The organism is Aurantimonas sp. 22II-16-19i, from assembly GCF_002088275.1.
Taxonomy (GTDB): Bacteria; Pseudomonadota; Alphaproteobacteria; order Rhizobiales; family Rhizobiaceae; genus Jiella.
In genome coordinates this window covers 49,214-68,184 of the sequence record NZ_AQQS01000021.1, presented here as the reverse complement: position 1 = coordinate 68,184, position 18,971 = coordinate 49,214, and the positions used below count along the sequence as shown (strand labels likewise).

At 68.5% G+C, this 18,971-nt stretch carries 17 protein-coding genes; 5 read left to right on the top strand and 12 right to left on the bottom strand.

The annotated features are described in order from the left end of the window. Window positions 1–27 precede the first annotated feature (27 nt). From tssB to lptC, 12 genes are all read right to left on the bottom strand, one after another. A complete protein-coding gene (gene tssB, locus ATO4_RS16685) occupies window positions 28–621 on the bottom strand; it encodes a type VI secretion system contractile sheath small subunit (RefSeq protein ID WP_083592665.1) in 594 nt (197 codons plus the stop codon). Between the two features lie 149 nt (window positions 622–770). Further along, a complete protein-coding gene (locus ATO4_RS16680; RefSeq protein ID WP_176223032.1) occupies window positions 771–2,120 on the bottom strand; it encodes a type VI secretion system ImpA family N-terminal domain-containing protein in 1,350 nt (449 codons plus the stop codon). Window positions 2,121–2,153: 33 nt separating this feature from the next. Then, window positions 2,154–2,726, bottom strand: a complete 573-nt coding sequence (locus tag ATO4_RS16675) for an OmpA family protein (RefSeq protein WP_083592663.1) — start codon at window positions 2,724–2,726, stop codon at window positions 2,154–2,156. A 143-nt stretch (window positions 2,727–2,869) separates the two neighbouring features. Further along, a complete protein-coding gene (gene tagH, locus ATO4_RS16670) occupies window positions 2,870–4,480 on the bottom strand; it encodes a type VI secretion system-associated FHA domain protein TagH (protein WP_083592662.1) in 1,611 nt (536 codons plus the stop codon). A gap of 29 nt (window positions 4,481–4,509) precedes the next feature. Then, entirely contained in the window at window positions 4,510–5,205 is a 696-nt protein-coding gene (locus ATO4_RS16665; RefSeq protein ID WP_139802506.1) for a hypothetical protein, read from the bottom strand. Beyond that, on the bottom strand, window positions 5,202–7,004 hold the full coding sequence (tssI, locus tag ATO4_RS16660; protein WP_083592660.1) for a type VI secretion system tip protein TssI/VgrG: 1,803 nt from the start codon (window positions 7,002–7,004) through the stop codon (window positions 5,202–5,204). The genes ATO4_RS16665 and tssI overlap by 4 nt, the downstream gene beginning before the upstream one ends. Window positions 7,005–7,294: 290 nt before the next feature. Beyond that, window positions 7,295–7,759, bottom strand: a complete 465-nt coding sequence (gene ptsN / locus ATO4_RS16655; RefSeq protein WP_083592659.1) for a PTS IIA-like nitrogen regulatory protein PtsN — start codon at window positions 7,757–7,759, stop codon at window positions 7,295–7,297. 59 nt (window positions 7,760–7,818) lie between these two features. Then, the gene (gene raiA, locus ATO4_RS16650) at window positions 7,819–8,391 is read right to left on the bottom strand and encodes a ribosome-associated translation inhibitor RaiA (RefSeq protein WP_083592658.1); all 573 of its coding nucleotides are present in this window, start codon (window positions 8,389–8,391) and stop codon (window positions 7,819–7,821) included. A gap of 427 nt (window positions 8,392–8,818) precedes the next feature. After that, on the bottom strand, window positions 8,819–10,255 hold the full coding sequence (gene rpoN, locus ATO4_RS16645) for an RNA polymerase factor sigma-54 (RefSeq protein ID WP_083592657.1): 1,437 nt from the start codon (window positions 10,253–10,255) through the stop codon (window positions 8,819–8,821). A gap of 1,050 nt (window positions 10,256–11,305) precedes the next feature. Beyond that, the gene (gene lptB / locus ATO4_RS16640; protein ID WP_083592656.1) at window positions 11,306–12,079 is read right to left on the bottom strand and encodes an LPS export ABC transporter ATP-binding protein; all 774 of its coding nucleotides are present in this window, start codon (window positions 12,077–12,079) and stop codon (window positions 11,306–11,308) included. A gap of 13 nt (window positions 12,080–12,092) precedes the next feature. Next, window positions 12,093–12,719 carry a lipopolysaccharide transport periplasmic protein LptA gene (gene lptA, locus ATO4_RS16635; protein WP_083592655.1) on the bottom strand — a complete coding sequence of 209 codons (627 nt, stop codon included), beginning with the start codon at window positions 12,717–12,719 and terminating at the stop codon, window positions 12,093–12,095. A gap of 6 nt (window positions 12,720–12,725) precedes the next feature. Continuing rightward, on the bottom strand, window positions 12,726–13,430 hold the full coding sequence (lptC, locus tag ATO4_RS16630) for an LPS export ABC transporter periplasmic protein LptC (protein WP_139802505.1): 705 nt from the start codon (window positions 13,428–13,430) through the stop codon (window positions 12,726–12,728). Between the two features lie 620 nt (window positions 13,431–14,050). Between lptC and sppA the strand changes: the two genes are divergently transcribed. The 5 genes from sppA (at window position 14,051) to ATO4_RS16605 (ending at window position 18,942) form a co-directional block, all read left to right on the top strand. Continuing rightward, a complete protein-coding gene (sppA, locus tag ATO4_RS16625; RefSeq protein ID WP_083592653.1) occupies window positions 14,051–15,034 on the top strand; it encodes a signal peptide peptidase SppA in 984 nt (327 codons plus the stop codon). A gap of 100 nt (window positions 15,035–15,134) precedes the next feature. Further along, on the top strand, window positions 15,135–15,416 hold the full coding sequence (locus tag ATO4_RS16620) for an integration host factor subunit beta (protein ID WP_083592652.1): 282 nt from the start codon (window positions 15,135–15,137) through the stop codon (window positions 15,414–15,416). Between the two features lie 131 nt (window positions 15,417–15,547). Next, complete coding sequence (locus ATO4_RS16615; RefSeq protein ID WP_176223031.1) at window positions 15,548–15,925, top strand: lipopolysaccharide assembly protein LapA domain-containing protein; 378 nt, start codon at window positions 15,548–15,550, stop codon at window positions 15,923–15,925. 705 nt (window positions 15,926–16,630) lie between these two features. Next, window positions 16,631–17,098: an Hsp20 family protein gene (locus ATO4_RS16610; protein ID WP_083592699.1), complete on the top strand. Its 468-nt coding sequence runs from the start codon at window positions 16,631–16,633 to the stop codon at window positions 17,096–17,098. Between the two features lie 446 nt (window positions 17,099–17,544). Beyond that, window positions 17,545–18,942, top strand: coding sequence for a nucleobase:cation symporter-2 family protein (locus tag ATO4_RS16605; protein WP_083592650.1), 1,398 nt, complete (start codon window positions 17,545–17,547; stop codon window positions 18,940–18,942). Window positions 18,943–18,971 lie beyond the last annotated feature (29 nt).

Genomic DNA, 18,971 nt, shown 5'->3' with positions numbered 1-18,971 from the left:
CTTGTCGTCTGGTGTCGTCTGGGGTCGTCAGGCGTGGCCGCCGGGCTTTTCCGCATCGCTGCCGCGCTCGGCGCCTTCACCGTCTGCCCCGGCGACGGCCGGAATGCCGGCCCGCCGATCCTTGATCGCCGCCATCAGGGCCGGGTCGGACAGGAGCTTCTGCAACAGATCCTCCGCCTGGACGCGGCCGGTCATGTAGCTGCGCAGGTTCGACAGCTGCTGGCGCGCCTCCAGCAGCTTCCTCAGCGGCGGCACCTTGCGGGCGACGGCGGCCGGGCTGAAATCGTCCATCGACTGGAAGTCGAGCTCGACGGAGAGGCGGTCGCCGCCCCCGTCCTTCGAGGTGCTCTCGTCCTTCAGCGTGCTCTCGGCGGCGAAGCGGACGCCGGGCTTCAGCTTGGCCATCAGGTCGTCGAAAGTCTCCATGTCGACCTGCTCGAAGGTCCGCTCGCCGACGGGCGGCTTCTCCCGGCCCGGCGCATTGCCGGAGAGATCGGCCATCACCCCCATGACGAAGGGCAGCTCCACCCGGCGATTGGCATCGTGCGGATCCTCGTAGGAGATCTGCACGCGCGGGGGGCGGTTGCGCTGGATGAAGCGCTGGCCGGAATCGGAGGCCATGGCTGCTGCTCCCTGTTGCTGTGTCGAACCGAAGCAAGCCAGAGTTGAAATATAAAGTCAAACAAAACTTATACGAGTTGTTGGCCCTGCCCGAGAGGCAGCTGCCGGGCGGCGCGGGCGGCCGCGCCGGGCGCCGCGGCACGCCGGGTTCAGTCCGCGTCCCGGCGGAGCGACGGGAACAGTTGCGGCAGCAGCGCCGCGAAGTCGCGGCCGATGAGCCCGCGCGCCCGCGCCAGCAGCAGCGGCACCGGGCTCGACGGCTCGGCGAGGCGGAAATAGGCCTCGACGCTGGCGATCAGCGCTGCGGCAGCCTCGCGGTTCTTCGCCTCGAAGCGCATCGTCGCAGGAGCCCCATGGCCGGCTCCGGCGGGCGCCCGGCCGCCGGCCCCGGCGTCGGCTGCACCGCCGGCCGTGTCGCTCAGCGCCTGCAGGCGGGCGAGGTCCAGCGCCAGACCGGGCGCCCCGTCGATCCCCAGCGATGCCTCGGCGAGCCGCTCGGGCGCCAGCACCGCCAGCGCCTCCATCAGCGGGCGGCCGATCAGAGCCCGCGCCTGATGGACGAGCAGCAGCGACGGCGAGGACGGCTCGCTGGAGGCGAAATAGCGGCCGGCAGCGAGAAGGGCCGCCGCGGCCTCGTCATGATGGCCGATCGGGATCGTCGCCAGCGCCGCAAGGCCGGGCGGCGGACCGGCCGAAGCCGCTGCCCCCGGTGCCGGGCCGGCGGCCTCCTGGCCGCGCCGGTCGGGCGGCCCGCCGCATGCCTCGTCGATCAGCGCGGCGATCCGCCCGGCCATGGCGCGGAACGCCTGCATCCGGGGCGCCGCGCCCGCCGCGCCATGGGCGGCGAAGGCCGCCTTCACCGCCTCGATCGCGTCCTCGATGGCGAGGAGCGCGTCGCGCGTGGCCGCCACCGCTGCCCGGTTCGCCGGATCGGCCAGGGCGGCGCGGATGGTCGCCTCGTCGAGGGTCGTTTCGCTCTCCGGTCCCCGCGCCTCGCCCGCCGCGATCATCACGTCGCGAAAGCGGATCGCCCCCGCCCGCCGGTCGCGCAGGATCGGCACGAATTGCAGCGGGATCGGACCCGCCACGGGCGGCTCGAAGGCCTCGAACTCGCTCCGCCGGTCCGCCGCCGCCTGCGGATGCACGCTCTCCCAGTGGGTGTCGAGGAGCCTTGCCGCGAGCGCGATCCGGCCGGCGAGCCCCGGCAGGTCGCCGGCCAGCAGCAGGAGCCGCGCCTCGAGCAGCACGAGGCGCAGATCGCGGGATCGGGCGAGAAGCGCGGCGATCGCGGCCCGCTCGTCGCGCAGCCGGATCTCCCGCACGTCGAAGGGCAGCCCGTCCTCCCGGGTGAGGCGCCCGCCCGGAAAACTCGCCGGCAGCAGCGCCTCGATCCGGTCCCGGAACGTCAGCACCTGCGGATCGCCCGCTGCCACGAGATCGGGGCCACAGGGTTCGTCCGGGGAGAGAGGCGCCAGCAGGGCGGTTTCGTCGGCTACCATGTCCGCCATCGCGCGCCGCGTCCCGCGCGGGGTCTACTGGACGCTCACCCGCATCTCGACCCTGCGGTTGACCGGATCGAGCGGGTCGGCGACGCGCGGCACCCGCTCGCCGAGGCCGAGGGCCGAGATCTTCCCCGGCTCGATGCCCCGGGCGAGCAGATAGGCCCGGACGGATTCGGCCCGCCGGCGCGAAAGCTCCTGATTGTACCGGTCGGCGCCGCGGGCGTCGGTGTGGCCCTCGATGACGAACTGCACCGCGCTCAGCCTGCGGTCGGTGAGGGCGGCGGCCATCTCGTCGAGATTGTCCCGCGCCGCCCCGGTCAGCGTCGCCGAATCGTAGTCGAAGTTGATGAGGAGATCGAAGCCGGTCGGCCGCTGGGCGCCTTTGCGGCATTCCGATTCCAGCCCGACGCAGATCCCCCGGGTGCCGGCGACGCGCATGGACCTTGTCTTGCCGAGACCCTTCACCTCGCCCGCCGATTTCAGGAAGAACTCGGTCACCTCGCGGCGATCATAGGCCGGATCGGCCGCGGCCGGTCCTGATTCCGCGATGACTGCCGCCATGGCCACCGCGAGGCTGAGTGACAGGGTCGGATGTCGCGACATGGGCGGGCCCCACAATTCTCGTTAAACGAGCATCGATTAAATCCTCTGCAATCTTTGGTGTCAATCTGGGCTGCCTCGCCGCTCCGCCCGAACCGCGCCGCCGCTGGCGCGGGGCAGGCTCGCAACGGCGTCATCGCTCCCCGTCACCCCCGCTTGCTCCGGGCGGTCTCGTCGTAGATCTCGCGAAAATACTGCAGGAACACGTCGAGCATGCCGTGCTCGAAGGGCTCGGTCTTGGCGTCCCAGCGGGTGACGAAGAGATCCCAGGCCTGCGCCTTCTTCGAGAACGGCATGACCGACGAGGGCAGCCGGGCGGTGATGGAATCGGGCGACAGGTCGTCGATCAGCCGCTTCAGCGCCTTCTGCATGGCCGCGAAGGTGATCAGCTCGTGGCGGGAGAGGTCGCGAAAGGCCTCCTCGAAACTCTCCCCGGCGGCGAGATAGCCGGGCCCCTCGGCGCCGAACATCTTGGCGAGTGCGCCTTGCGCGTTGGGCGAGAACTTCAGCGCGTTGTTGCCCGCCGCCTCGATCGTCGTGCGGTCGGCGCTGCGGGTCAGCGTCTTCGCCTTCGCCCGCATCCGCAACAATTCGCCCACCCCGCCGGTGACGAGAGCCAGCAGCGCGCCGATCTCGCGGGCGACCTCGTCGGCCGGCCGGCCGGTCAGGACGCGGGGGTCGAGGCCCGCCGCCACGGCGATGTCGGCGAGCAGGCGCTCGGCGCCGGCGGTGTCGGCCGCGGGACCGGTCGTTGGCCCGCTCGGCGCGGGGTCGGCCATCGAGGGCGCCGGCGTCGATGGGCCGTGCGTCGAGGGCCCGTGCGTCGAACGTCCCGGCATGAACGAGGCTTCGACCGGTCGCGGGGCAGGGCGCGCCGGGACAAAGGCCATCGGGGCGGCGGCATCCGCCATCCTCGCGCCCGCCGGAAGCGTCGCCGGCCGGCGCTGCTCGTCGCCGATCGCTTCTTGCGAAGCGCGCCGGGCCGCAGCGCCGATCTCGAAGACGTCGTCGTCCTCCCGGCCGGGCGAGGCGGCGTCGGGATCGCCGGTTTCCTCGCCCCCGTCTCCCCAGCCGTCTGCGCCGCGAGGACCGCGAACCCCGCCCGCCCATCCGCTATCGTCCGGAGGCGTGACCGCTCCGGCGGGCCGGAAGCCGCCGCTCGCCGCGCCGCCCCCGGAACCGCCCCCGGAACCGCCCCCGGGACCGCCCCTGGAGCCGAAAGACAGGACGACGTCGGCCTCGAAGGAGGGCGGCAAGGGGCGGGGCGGCGGCGTCAGCTCGATCGGCGGGGCGAACGGCCCGTCGATGGACCACGGATCGTCCGATGCCTCGCCCCAGCCGGCGTCCTGCCGGGCGCCGGATGGTTCTGGGCGCTCCTCGCCCCAGCCGTCCGCCCGGCCGCCGATCGCAGGATCGCCGATCACGGGATCGCTGACAGCCGCGCCGCCGATCGCCACCGCGACGACATATCGTCCGATCTGGATCCGGTCGCCGCTGGCCAGTCGCTGCGGCCCGGTGAGCCGCCTGTCCGAGCCGTTGAGGAAGGTGCCGTTGGTCGAATGGTCGACCAGCACGAAGCCGCCGGCCTCGAAGCGGACCTCGCAATGGCGGCTGGAGATGAAGCGGTCGGGATCCGGCAGCACCCAGTCGCGCGGCGGTTCGCGGCCGATCTCGAAGGAGCGGTCGACAATCGCGATCCGCGTCGGCCCGCCATTGGCGAGGGTGTCGATGTTCTCGATGACGAGTTCGATGCGCATGGCGGGCTCCGGGCTCGGTTCGCGTCTGGCTAGGCCGGCCGCCCCGCCGCGATCGCCGCGGCGATGCGCCGTCCGATGGCGACGAAGCCGGAAAGGGTCGCGGCCCGCTCGGCGATGTCGGCGCGGGCGAGGAGGCCGAGCACGCCGGCATTGATCGCCCGCGGCGTCGCATAGGCTGGGGCGGTGAGCGGCGGCAGGTCGGGGGCGGAGAGGCTGCCCGTGCTCCAGGCGAGGCCGAGGGCGATCCAGACGACGGGGCTGCGCGGGCGCGACGTCTCGGCGACGGCGCGGATCTCCTGCCGCAGCGCCTCGCGCTCGTCCGGTGCCAGACCGCTGGCCACGAAGACGGCGATGAGATCGGCGAGCGGCCGTTCCGCCGGCGTCGTCGCGGAGGTCTTCGCGGCGATGCAGCGATGGCCCCAGAGCACCGCCGCTTCGGGCGGCAGGAGATAGGCGAAGAAGGTCACCGCCTCCTCCGGGGTCGGGGAGGCGAGCAGGCGATCGACGAAGCCGGGGCACGTCTCGTTCGACGGCCTCGCCCCCATGTCCTCGGCGATCTCGGGAATCGCCGTGAAGACGTCCCGGGCAAGGGGCGGCAATCCGCTGCGCGCTGACGGCGTCTCGCCGGCCGGAGCCGGAGCTCGGTCGACGGGCGCCAGCACGTCGCCTGCAGGCGCCAGTGCTTCGCCTCGGGGCGAAAGAGCGGGGTCGAGCGGCTCGCTCATGTGTTGATCTTCACCAGAGCACCCTTGATGTCCATCAGGACGCCGGCGCTATGCTCGGAGTTCATGCTTGCCCGGGAGGTGAACTCCTGCGATGCCCTGATCTCCACATTGGGCGACTGGATGGTGATCGAGCCGGCATCGATGACGATCGAACTGGCGCCGACCTTCAGCGTGATCCGCCGCCCGGCGGTGACGGTGAGGTCGCGGCCGACGGTGAGCGTGTCGTCATGGCCGATGCCGGTCGTGCGGTCGTTTAAGACCTCGCGCCGCTCGTCGTTCAGGACCTTGGCCTGAAGGTCGTGCTGGGCATGCAGGCGGACGAGCTCGTCGCCCTTGGTGTCGTCGATGGCGAACTCGTTGTAGCCGCCGCCGCCGATGGTCGAGCGGGATTTCCAGCCGGCGATGGTCTTGGCGTCGCCGAGCGGATAGGGCGGCGTGTTCTCGCCGTTGTAGACGCAACCGGTCACCACCGGCCGGTCGGCGTCGCCGTCGAGGAACTGGACGATCACCTCCATGCCGACCCGGGGGATGAAGATCGCGCCGAAGCTCTTGCCGGCCCAGGCCTGGGTGACGCGGCAGCGCATCGACTGGTCGCCTTTCCGGTCCCAGTGGAAGCGCACGAGGATGCGGCCATGGGCGTCGCAGTCGATCTCGCCCTCGCCGACGACCGTGGCCGTCTGCGGCCCGGGCGCCCTCGGCCGCGGCGTCGCCGCCAGCGGCACGAAAGGGATGTCGGAGGCGAGGAACGTGTAGCTGCCCTCGTAGGAATCCTCGTCGCCGGAGGCGCCGCTGACATAGTCCTCCGCCCGGTAGTGATGGCGCGCCGACAGGGTCAGGTATTCGCGGTTGAGCGGCCCGCTCGGGTGGTTGGCGAGCGTCACCAGATGGCCGGGCGACAGGCTCATGCAGTCGCCATCGGCGCTGATCTGCCGGTCGAGGCTGCGCGACGCGTCGATCCTCAGGCGCGAATAGACCTCGCCGTCGCCTCGCTCGGTGTAGCGGCCGGGATAGCGGTAGACTTCCAGCCCGCCATGGGCGTGGTCGGTGTCGCCCCGTCGTTCCGCCGTCAGGTCGGCGCTCGGCTTTTTGAAGTCGTAGTCGTTGAGGGTGGAGCGGCCGTGGGTGAAGCGCCGCCCGGCGACGACGCGGGCGAAATGCTCCTCGTCGCGCCGATATTGCCGGTCGAGCGGATAGTAGTTCCGGGTTCCGCCCGGCACCGGATCGTAGCCCGAGATGCCGTCCGCCATGACCAGCGTGTGCTCGCCGCGCCCATGGGTGAAGTAGTAGGCGATGCCATGGGCCTCCATCAGCCGGCGGCAGAAGTCGAGATCGCTCTCCTCGGCCTGCACGGTGTATTCGAGGGTCGGATAGGAGCGGGTGAGGCGCCGCTCGAAGCGGGCGAGGCCGCCATGGCCGGCAAACACCCTGGCGACGATGTCGGGTGCGGTCATCTCGTGGAAGATCAGCCGGTCGATCCGGTGTCCCAGCAGCTCGAACCAGGGCCGCAGCGTCAGCTGGTAGCGATAGGCGCCGTCCTCGGCGCCGAGCCACTCGGCGTCGGTGAGGAGGCCGTCGAAGAAGCGCATGCCGTCGCGGATGGTGTTGAGGCGGACGGTGCAGTGCTCGCCGATGGCCGTGGAGAAATCGAGACCGGGCACCTTGGACAGGGCATCCACCCGCAGCTCGAAATTCTCGCTCAGCGCCTCGGTCCCGGTCAGCCGGTGCAGCACCAGGACGTCCTTGCCGAACGGCGTCGTCAACTCGCCGATGCGCGTTCGTTGCAGGAGCGCTCCGCTCATCGATCCCTTTCCCGGGAAGAGAAGCCACGTCGCGTCGACGCTGTCTATCCGTGCGCCCCGAGGGGGGACCGGATGCAGGGTCGACCGTCGCAGCCTATCAAGGATCGCATGCGATCAACAACCTATATATGCATAATCGAAACAATCTCTCGTAAAGGTGGTTGTCCCGGTCGCGCGGCGGCATGGCCCGGCTCGACGGGCGATCCCGGCGACGCGCAAGGCTGGCGGCGTGGAAGGCAGGTGACGTCGAAAGGGAGAGGAGATGGGCTGCGGCGTTCGTCCGGCCCCGGTCAGGCGGCGTTCTGCGCCATGGCGTTGGTCATCAGCGCATAGATCGCGTGGGCATCGCGGGTCTCGCGGATCTCCTCGACGATCTTGCGGTTGCGCAGGAGGCGCGCGACCTTGGAGAGGGCCTTCAGGTGGTCCGCCCCCGAGCCCTGCGGCGCCAGCAGCAGGAACACGATGTCGACCGGCTGGTCGTCGAGGGAATCGAACTCCACCGGCCGCGTCAGGCGCGCGAAGACGCCGACGATCCGGCCGAGATCGGCGAGCTTGCCATGGGGAATGGCGATGCCGTTGCCGACCCCGGTGGAGCCGAGCTTCTCGCGCGCCAGCACCGTTTCGAAGATTTCGCGTTCCGCAAGGCCGGTGAGCTCGGCGGCCTTGGCGGCCAGCTCCTGCAACACCTGCTTTTTGGAATTCGCTCTGAGATCGGGCAGGATCGCGCCGGGGTCAATCAGAGTATCGACATCCATCGAGAGCCTGCCTTCTCATTTCGGGCACGTCATCCTACCGCGCGGAGCTTATCGCGCGGTTACGATTCCCGCGAGTAGTTCGAGGGGTCGACCCAACCGTAATTCCCGTCGGCGCGGCGGAAGACGATGTTCAGATCGCCGGAGTTGACGTTTCTGAACAGCACGAACGGGCTGTCCTGTCGGTCCAGCTCCATCACGGCGCCGGCGACCGAATGGGTACCGACGGCCAGCGTCATCTCGGCGATGATCGCCGGCGCATAGTCGGCGGGAACCTCCTCGTCTTCCTCCGGGATCGCCGCCATGACCTGGTAGGCCATCTCGCGGTGGCTGTTGTTCTGGTGGTCCTTGAGGCGGCGCTTGTAGCGGCGCAGCCGCTTCTCGATGCGCTCGGCGGCCTCGGCGAAGCTCACGTCGGGGTCATGCGCCTCGCCCGCCGCCTGGAAGACGACGCCGGTGTCCAGATGCAGGGTGCAGTCGGTTGCGAAGCGGCTGCTGCCTTCCTTCGAGACGACGACCGTGCCGGAGAAATTGCCGTCGAAATACTTGTCGACCGCTTCGCCGAGGCGCTCCTCGATCCGGATGCGGAACGCTTCGCCCACGTCCATATGCTTTCCCGATACGCGCAAGGCCATTCGACTTCTCCTTGTTGCCCGAAGCCGACCCCGTCGACGGTACGCCGACGATCCTGCCCCAAACCTTCGTTTCCATGCATGACGCGATCCTCACGGCCGCCGCGGCCGTCCGCCATCATGCTTCGGGAGCGCCGGCCCCGGGAACGACCCCCGGCGGCACTCCGGTTCCTCGCTTCTCTTACGGGCGGGAGGCACTGCGGCTTTCCCGTCCGACGTCGTCGCCAAGGGGCGATCCGGCAACGCCGACGGCCCCCCGCACGGCAGCGCGCCGCGCGTCCGCAAGGTGGCGCCTTCTAGGAACGTCGTTCGCCCCTGTCAACGCGACCTGCCTTTTGACACAACTAGATACTGGCCCGGACTTCGCAATGGATGGCGCGCCCGCAGCGCGCCCGGACCCTGCCGCGCGCGGCATCGCGGCCGGGCGCCCTCAGGAGGCGAGCTTGCGGGCATTCATCTCGCGCCGGCGCTGGATCGACGACGGGATGCCGAGCGACTCGCGGTATTTCGCCACGGTGCGGCGGGCGAGATCGATGCCCTCCTTCTTCAGGATGGCGGCGATGTCGTCGTCGGACATCACGTTGCCGACGCTCTCGGCGTCGATCAGGATCTTGATGCGGTGCTTGACGCTCTCGGCCGAATGGGGATCGCCGCCGTCGGCCGAGGCGATCGCCACGGTGAAGAAGAACCGCATCTCGAAGGTGCCGCGCGGCGTCGCGATGTATTTCGTCGAGGTCACCCGGCTGACCGTCGATTCGTGCATGCCGATCGCCTCGGCGACCGACATCAGGGTCATCGGCCGCAGGCCGCCGACGCCGCGGGTGAGGAACCCGTCCTGGCGGCGGACGATCTCGGTCGCGACCTTCAGGATCGTGCGGGCCCGCTGGTCGAGCGAGCGCACCAGCCAGTTGGCCGACTGCTGGCACTCGCCGAGGAAGGCGACGTCCTCGTCGGTGAGCGTGCCGCCGCGCACCGCCGCCAGATAGGTGTTGTCGACGATCACCCGCGGCAGGGCGTCCGGGTTGAGCTCCACCCGCCAGCCGCCATCCGCCGCCTCGGTGACGAAGACGTCCGGCACGATGGCCTCCGAGCCGTCGTGGTCGAAGGCATGACCGGGCTTGGGATCGAGGCCGCGGATCTCGGCGAGGATCTCCATCAGCTCCGCCTCGTCCTCGCCGGTCAGGCGCCGCAGGGCGGAAAAGTCGCGCCGCGCCAGGAGGTCGAGGTTCTTCAGGACGATGCCGATCACCGGGTCGAAGCGGTTCAGCCGCTTCAGCTGGAGGGTCAGGCATTCGGCGAGGTCGCGGGCGAACAGGCCGGCCGGCGTGACCTCCGCCTGCAGGCGGGTGAGGATGTCCTCGACGAGGCCGGTGCGCAGGCCGAGACCGGCCGCGACGGTCTCCGCCGAGACGCGGATGTAGCCGCTTTCGTCCAGATGCTCCACCAGCGCCTCGCCGACCTTGCGGCCGGTCCCGCCGCCGAGGATGTCGGCGACCTCCTTCATGGCATGGCCGTGCAGCGAGATGTGGCGGTCGGCGAGGTCGTCGATGCTGTAGTCGCCGTCCCCGGATGGGCCGCGGGCGGCGGCGCGGCGCGGCGCGGCGGCTGCCGGCGCAGGGCCGCCCGGCGACGTGGCGGCGGCGCTCTGCCCGACGGCCGTGCGCAGCGCGCCGTCAGCCACCGGGAGAGACCCCTCCGCTCCCGCCGCCGCACCCTGCGCCAGCAGCGGATTGCATTCCATCTGGCTGTCGACGAAGGCCTGCAGCTCGGTGTTGCTGTACTGCAGGAGACGGATGGACTGAAGCAGCTGGGGCGTCATCACCAGCGACTGGGATTGTCTGATCTGCAGCTTAGCGGATAGTGCCATTTACGCCGATCGAATTCGCGGTGGACCCGGCGCGACGTGGCGTCATGCCAGTGTCACGCGACGACGATGCAACGGCCGGGAGGCAAGCCGCGCGTTATCCCTCCCGATCCGCACAGGCGTCATCAAAGCGAGTCATGTGACAGGTTGTCAATCGTCCTTGTGGACCTGTCGGTGGCCGCGCCGCCGAGACCGGCCGGCGACGACGCGGTCCAGCCCGTGAAACCCTGCCGGCCTGCGGTGACGCAAGGGCAGGGCCGGGGCGGGTCAGGCACCATGGCCGCGGCCGTGGGCCCGGCATGCCGGTGCCCGATCCGCGCGGCGGACGGGGAGCCCGGAGCTGCTCGAATGCAGCCCGGAGGCGCTCGCGAGAGCATGATCCCGAAAAGTGGGAACCTCCTCTCGGGAAAAGGGGGAACCTACTGTCGGAAAGAACCATGGGGCAACGAGAGTCAGAAATCAAAACCTGCGTCTGATAATCCAGCCATCATTGCCTCGGTCACCATGGGAGGCAAGGCTGATAACAGAAAATTTATCGTATAACATACTGTAGATTAAATCATATCGTACATTTTCCTTAGCATAAAAGGATCTAACGGTACATTCAACATGAATTCTGCAAGCACCCATACTTGTCTCGCAGGCGCGTATTCCGCTTGTGGGTTTAATAGAGCGTTCCGCTATGTAATTAGCCAGTATGGATCCGTAATCATCGAGGCCGTTTTCTATCACAAATGGATATTTATCTTCGATAAACGACGCTAATGCGGCTGAACTCGCATCTGGCTGGGGCGCGCAAATCGCCTCGAACGCTTTTCCATGGGGATTCGAACACGAAGCCAACATTACTAGCGCAGATATGAATATTGATGGCCGATTCATCGCACCTAGAAAGCCCGGAACTGGCGATAGAGGATCGCCGGCATCACCTGGCGCTCCGGACCACTGATCGGCCGGTGACGCTCGCTCGACCTCGGCCTGGCTCATCAGCCAGACGATCTCGCCAAGCACGATTGAGCGAGATGTCGATCGAAGCTGATCTCAACCCACCCGCTAGAAGTGGAACTGGTCGCCGAGATACAGCCGGCGCACGTCGGGATTGTCGACGATCGCCTGCGGGCTGCCATGGGTCAGCACCGAGCCGGCATGCATGATGTAGGCGCGGTCGATGAGGCCGAGCGTCTCGCGGACGTTGTGGTCGGTGATCAGCACGCCGATGCCCCGCGCCGTCAGGTGGCGCACCAGCCCCTGGATGTCGGCGACGGCGATCGGGTCGACGCCGGCGAAGGGCTCGTCGAGCAGCATGAAGGTCGGCCGCGAGGCCAGCGCCCGGGCGATCTCGCAGCGCCGCCTTTCGCCGCCGGAGAGCGAGGTCGAGGGCTGCCTGCGCAGATGCGCGATGTGGAACTCCTCGAGCAGTTCGTCGAGCTCGAGCTCCCGGGCCTTGCGGTCGGGCTGCGTCACCTCGAGCACGGCGCGGATGTTGTCCTCCACCGACAGGCCGCGAAAGATCGAGGCCTCCTGGGGCAGGTAGCCGATGCCGAGCCGGGCACGCCGGTACATGGGCACCCGCGTGATGTCGTGGCCGTCGAGCCCGATCCGGCCGGAATCCACCGGGATGAGCCCGGTGATCATGTAGAAGCAGGTCGTCTTGCCGGCGCCGTTCGGGCCGAGCAGCCCGACCGCCTCGCCCCGGCGCACCACCAGCCCGACGTCGTCGACCACCCGCCGGCCGCGATAGGTCTTCGAAAGCCCCTGGGCGATCAGGGTTCCCTCGAGACGACTTTCGCTCGACGCCGCGCGTTCGGGATGCGACTGCACATTCACGCCTCGACCCTTTCTAGCGGCCGGAGCCCTGGCCCGAACCGCTCTGGCCGGGGGTCAGCATCAGGCGAACCCGCCCGCCGGTGTTCTTGCCGCAGCTCTGGCTCTCGAGCCTTGCGACGCCGGTGTCCATGCTGATCGTCAGCCGGCAGCCCTCGGCGACGTTCTCGCCCTGGGTCAGGACGACGTTGCCTGTCAGCGTCACCAGCTGCTTCGCCATCTCGAAATCGGCCTGATTGGCGGTGGCGACCTGGTCGGCGGACTTCACATAGACGTTGTTGGTCGCCTCCAGCCGCTCGATCTGGCTGGAGCCGCCGGGCAGGGTGCCGGGCGCGGAGGCGGGCTCTGCATTCCCGGTGCCGTTGCCGGAACTGCCGTCGCGCCGGTAGTAGACGATCAGCTTGCCGGAACTCAGCTGCACGTCACCCTGCTTCACGGAAACGTTCCCGGTGAAGGTGGCGACGGTGTTGCGGTCGTCGACGTCCAGCTGGTTCGCCTCGATGGCGATCGGCTGGTCGCCGCGCAGCTGCAGCCCGGTGAAGGTCTGCCTCGCGTCTCCGCTGCTTTGCGCCACGGCCACCCCGCTCGACACCAGCAGGATCGCCATGCAGACGGCTTTGATGCGGAAAATCTGAGAGCTCATGCTCCGTCACTCTTTCGGCTGGAACGCAGATGTCTCGCTCTTCAGCGAGGCGGGGTTGATCAGCATCTTCACGCGGCCGCCGAAGGACAGCATCTTGCCGCTGTCGGAGACCGTCAGGCTTTGCGACTGGATCGTCTGGGTGCCCGATCTGATCAGGACGGGACCCTTGCCGTTCATCGTGCCGGACGCAAGGTCGATGTCGGCGCCGGCGAGCTTGACCGAGACACCGTTGGTCGTCTCGACCGAGATGCCCTTCGTCAGCTGCAGGATGCCGGCCGTCGCGTCGTAATAGCCGGCGTCGGCCCGGATGTCGGCGGTGGCGTCCTCGCCGATCGAGACCTTCGCCTCGATGGCGTCGAGGCTGATGCCGCCGCCGTCGAGGGATTGCACCGCGCGCTGGGCGATCAACTGGTACGGCCGGTTCTTGCTGTCGACGCCGGACATGCGCGGGTCCTGCATGACGACGCTGCCGTCGTCGATCGAGGCGCTGGTGATCGAGACGTCGTCGGTGACGCTGCGCGCCAGCCAGAGCAGCACCGCTCCGGTGACGAGAATTGCCGCCGCGAGGATCGGCAGGCCGATCTTCAGTGCCCGGACGACGCGCGAATGGCGAGCCGCGCGGGCGAATTCCGCCTGCCGGCTGGCCGAACTCGCCATGGAGCGAGGGGCGCCCATCGGTCGTGGGTCGAGATCAACCGTCTGGAATGTCAAGGAAACCCCTCATCGGAACCGGGCTTGCCAGCAAAGCCGGCCGTCTTGCGGAGACTGGCAGATTATCTAAAGGCGGCGCCTTGTATCATCAATGCCGCCGTTTTACGATAAGCGATCACGCTTCGTCGAGACGCCGCCCGCCGGCGTGGTGAATGAACTGCGCCCGGCCAGAGGTACTCCCGGCCAGAGGTCCGCCCGGCCTGCCGTGCGCCGGCCACCGCCCCGGGGATCCCCTTCACAGCCGCCGCGGTTTTCGCTACTGCCACGAACATGTTGGCTTGTCCCGTCTTTCCTTGATCGGCGGGCCTTCACGGGCGGGGCCGGAGCCGGTGCGAACGGCGCTGACGGTGCACGATCATGCGCGGTCTCGTCTCCCAGCCGGGCGACGTTCGGTCATGGCTCCGACGCTCGATCGCCCGGGCAGGCCCGGGCAGGCCGGAGACAGGCCCGACGCTCGATGGTTCGAGCGCAGGAGTCCGAGCCCGGGGGGCTGAGCCCGGGAAGCGCCCGGCGGTGGGGCCGGTCGGAAGATTTCGAAGCGCCGGAGCGTCGTTGCCGCGTCCGGGCGGAACCCATGTCGCGCCAGCCGACGCGAGACGATTGATAGGACGGAAGAGACGATGGTCAATGTCGCGGCAGAGATGATCGACCGTCGCCGGCTGCGACGGAGGCTGAGCTTCTGGCGCATCACCGCGGTGGCCATCGCCGTGGTGGCGCTGATCGCCGCACCCTTCCTGCTCGGCTATCCGCAGGCCATCAGTGGCCGGCTGTCAGAGCAGATCGCCCGCGTCTCCATCGAGGGCATGATCCTCGAGGACCGCAAGCTGCTCGACCTCCTGGGCAAGCTCAAGGACGAGGACGCCGTCAAGGCGGTGGTGCTGCGGATCGATTCGCCGGGCGGAACCACTGTCGGCGGGGAATCGATCTACCAGGCGGTTCGCGCCATCGCCGAGAAGAAGCCGGTGGTCGCCGAGGTGGGCACGCTCGCCGCCTCGGCCGGCTACATGATCGCGGCGGGGGCCGATCGCATCGTCGCGCGGCGCACCTCCATCGTCGGATCGATCGGCGTGATCTTCCAGTATGTGAACGCCGAGAAGCTGCTCGACACGGTCGGCGTCGAGGTCAACGCCATCAAGTCCTCGCCGCTGAAGGCCGAGCCGTCGCCCTTCGGCCCGGCTCCGGCGGGCGCGGAAGACATGATCCGGCGGCTGGTGATGGATACCTACGACTGGTTCGTCGGTCTCGTCGCCGAGCGCCGCCAGATCCCGATCGAGACGGCACGCAGCCTGTCCGACGGGTCGATCTATACCGGCCACCAGGGCCTCGACCTCAAGCTCGTCGACGAGCTCGGCGGCGAGGAGGCGGTCCGCCGTTGGCTCGAAGAGGACAGGAAGATCCCGGCCGGGCTGAAATTCGTCGAGCGCAAGCCGGAGGACACCTCCTCCTTCTCGATCCTCGGCGAGATGCGGTCGCTCGTCTATTCCGTCGTCGGCCTCGATTCGCGGGCCGGCAGCATCGAGTCCGCGCTGATGATGAAGGCCGGCCGGCTTGACGGGCTCGTGTCGCTCTGGCAGCCTTTCGGTAGCCATCCAAGGGTTCAGTGAAGCCACGGAAATATCTGTCAAATTTCCCGACTTTCCGCTAGGGCTTCGTGCGGAGCACCAAGGTCACCCGGTGCCACCGGTTTGCAGAGGGACAACGCGCATGATCAAGTCAGAGCTGGTTCAGGCGATCGCCAACCGCAATCCGCATCTCTATCAGCGTGACGTCGAGACCATCGTCAACGCCATCTTCGACGAGATCACCGAGGCGCTGTGCGATTCCAACCGCGTCGAGCTGCGCGGCTTCGGCGCCTTCTCGGTCAAGAACCGGCCGCCCCGGTCCGGCCGCAACCCGCGGACCGGCGAGGCCGTGTCGGTCGACGAGAAATGGGTGCCGTTCTTCAAGGCCGGCAAGGAACTGCGCGAGCGGCTCAACACCAAATAGGCGGTCGCGAGCGGCCGAACCGCGCCCCGGCGCCATCTGACGGGCGGCGGGCGCGTTGACGCCGCACCCGACTTTGCCATCTTATGGCGTCGACCCATGTCGCGCCTTGCGACGAGCCTGGACGAAGAGCCATGATCGCCAAAATCGTTTCCCTTCTCATCCTCCTGCCGATCGCCGCCGTGCTCGTCGTCTTCACGGTGATCAATCGCGGCGCCGTGCCGGTCACGCTGGATCCCTTCGGCAGCATCCCGCAGCTGACCTTCGACGCGCCGCTGTCGCTTCTCTTGTTCTGCGCGCTCATCGTCGGCGTGATCCTCGGCGGGATCGGCGCCTTCCTCAGCCAGGCGCACCATCGCCGCGCCTCCTACAAGCGCAAGCACGAGATCGAGCGGCTGAACCGCGAGAGCGCCAAGCGCGAAGAGCGCATCCGCATGCTGGAGGAAGACCGGGCGGCGGCAGCCGGCGGGACGTCGTCGCGGGCGATGGTGCCGGTGGCCCGCGCCGCCTGATCTCGGGCGCGCCGGGCGACGGGCCGGGACGGGCAGGGCTGAGGGCCGGGCGATGTCGCCTGGGCGTTTTCGGGCCGGGGATTTTTCGCGAATCGATCGTCGGTCGTGGTGACGTCGCCGGTGCTGCGGCGCCGGCTCGCAGCCGCTTGCGGCCGGAGCGGCCGAACGCTCCACGAATGCTGCTGACGATGTCACGGGAAAAAAGTGACCGGGAGCCCCGTCTTAAGACTCCCGGTCGAGCGGCCACAGTGGAAGGGACGGGACACTGCGACCGTTTCAAAAGCCGCCGAACGCAAGTTCGAAGACGGGCGGCGGAGGGGCGGGGCCGGTTCCTTGGGTTGTCGACCCCGTCGCTCCATGACGCTCACAATGGCGGTCCGCGCCTGAATGCCGCCGGAAGCCCGCGTTCATCTGTCGTTCAGGTAAATTTTTCTTCGCCCACTCGGCCCCGGGACGCTGGGCACTTGCGGCGGGCGGTGGGCCGGTGTCGCCCGCCTGCGTGACGAGCCGGCAGCCGGCGCCTGCCGCCCCGCGCCAGCAACCATCAAAAACTTGCTTGTCTCCTCGCGCCGCTCTCTTGAACGGGCGAGAAATCGCCACCAGATGGGGTCTGCGACCGCTGGAAAGGGTCGCACGGCCGAAGCAACGCCAGACGGGTTGCTTGATCGGTCATAGGTGAAACTGTTGCTTCCAATGGAGAACATCATGCGTCACGTCGACTTTGCCCCCCTCTATCGTTCCACCGTCGGCTTCGACCGGCTCGTCTCGATGCTCGACGGCCTGTCCCAGCCCGACAATGGCCAGACCTATCCGCCCTACAACATCGAGCGCACCGGCGAGACCGCCTACCGCATCACCATGGCGGTCGCCGGCTTCGACGAGACCGAGCTGTCGATCGAGTCCCGCGAGAACGTCCTGACCGTGAAGGGCGAGAAGACCGAGAAGGAGGACGCGCCCGCCGAAGTCCTCTATCGCGGCATCGCCGGGCGCGCCTTCGAGCGCCGCTTCCAGCTCGCCGAGCATGTCGAGGTCAAGGGCGCCAGCCTGAAGAACGGCTTGCTGCACATCGATCTGGTCCGCGTCATTCCGGAGGCCATGAAGCCCCGCACGATCGCGATCAACACCGTGCCCGGCAACGCCAACGGCAAGCAGATCGAGGCGGCCGCGGCCTAAGGCCTCAGGACAGTCCGCGCTTGCCGTTCGGCGCCCGCGTCGTCGCAAGCACAGGATATGCAAACTGCCTCGCCCCCGGCAAACACCGGGGGCGGTTCTGTTTCGATCTCATGCGAGGCGGCATCGGCGCCGAATGAGGGTCGCGAAGATGGCAGCTTCGTCATCCCGGCCCCCGAGCCGGGATCCATTCCAAACCATTGATGCCGCAGCGACAGATCAATCCGAAGCCGTTCAATCTTCTGGCGCGATTGGCTGTTTGCAGGGCAGAGGAACGGATCCCGGGTCAAGCCCGGGATGACGAAGCTCTGATGCTTTGACCAGGGAGGCGAGTTTGGCAGTCTTGCGATCTTGAAGAACTGGTATGGTTCCTGCTTGGCTGATCGTCAGCGGGCTCGGCCGCCCAGGACGGGCCGCTCGCCCGCCGGCTGACGCAACTGGAGGCATCGATGCGCGAAAAGACGGCAGCGCCCCTCGGCACACTGATCTATGCGCTCGACGACGTGCCGCCGCCGGGACCGGCGACGCTGGCGGCCGTCCAGCACATCCTGGCGGCGATCGTCGGCATCGTCACGCCGACGCTGATCATCGGCGGGGTGCTCGGCCTCGGCGCGGAAGTCCCCTATCTCATCGCCATGTCGCTGTTCGTCTCGGGCGTCGCGACCTTCATCCAGTGCCGGCGGATCGGCCCGGTCGGCTCCGGCCTCCTCAGCCTGCAGGGGACGAGCTTCGCCTTTCTCGGCGCCGTCCTCGCGGCGGGCTTCGCCGTCAAGGGACGCGGCGGCACGCCGGAGGACATCCTGGCGATGATCTTCGGCCTCTGTCTCGTCGGCTGCCTCGTCGAGATCGTGCTCTCCCAGTTCATCGGCAGGCTCGGCCGGATCATCACCCCGACGGTCACCGGCGTCGTCATCACCGTCATCGGCCTGTCGCTGGTCAAGGTCGGCTTCACCGACTTTGCCGGCGGCGCGACCGCAGGTGAGAATCTCGGCGATCCGGTCAATCTCGCCCTCGGCTTCCTCGTGGTGGCGGTGATCCTCGTCCTCAGCTTCCATGCCAACCCGATGATCCGCATCTCGGCGATCATGCTCGGCCTGGTGGCGGGGTTCCTCGTCGCCCTCGTCCTCGGCAAGGTCGACGTCTCGTCCTTCGGCGCCGGGCCGCTGGTGGCGCTGCCGATGCCGCTGCGCTACGGCCTCGACTTCGATCTCGCGCTGTTCCTGCCGATCGCCTTCATCTATCTCATCACCGCCATCGAGACGACCGGCGACCTCACCGCCAATTCGGTGATCGCCGGCGAGCCGGTGAAGGGCGACCTCTATCTCTCCCGGATCAAGGGCGGGGTGCTGGCCGACGGCGTCAATTCCGGCCTTGCGGCGCTGTTCAACACCTTCCCCAACACGACCTTCTCCCAGAACAACGGCGTCATCCAGATGACCGGCGTCGCCAGCCGCCATGTCGGCCTCTACATCGCCGGCATCCTGGTGGTGATGGGCTTTCTGCCGGTCATCGGCAGCGTCTTCCTGATGATCCCCAAGCCGGTGATCGGCGGCGCGACGCTGGTCCTGTTCGGGACGATCGCCGTCGCCGGCATCCGCATCCTGGCGAGCGAGGAGATCGACCGGCGCAAGGCCTACATCATGGCCGTGTCCTTCGGTCTCGGCCTCGGCGTGACGCTGGTGCCCGACGCCACCCAGCAGCTGCCGGACTTCATCCGCCAGGTCTTCGCGACCCCGATCACGCTGGCCGGCCTGTCCGCGATCATCCTGTCGCTGGCGATTCCCGAAAGCGCCGTCGATGAACCGGCGGCTCCGGCCGTGGCCAAGAGCGCCGTCGCGGCGGAGTAGCCGCTTGCAGCCGCGGCGTCGGAGCGGCC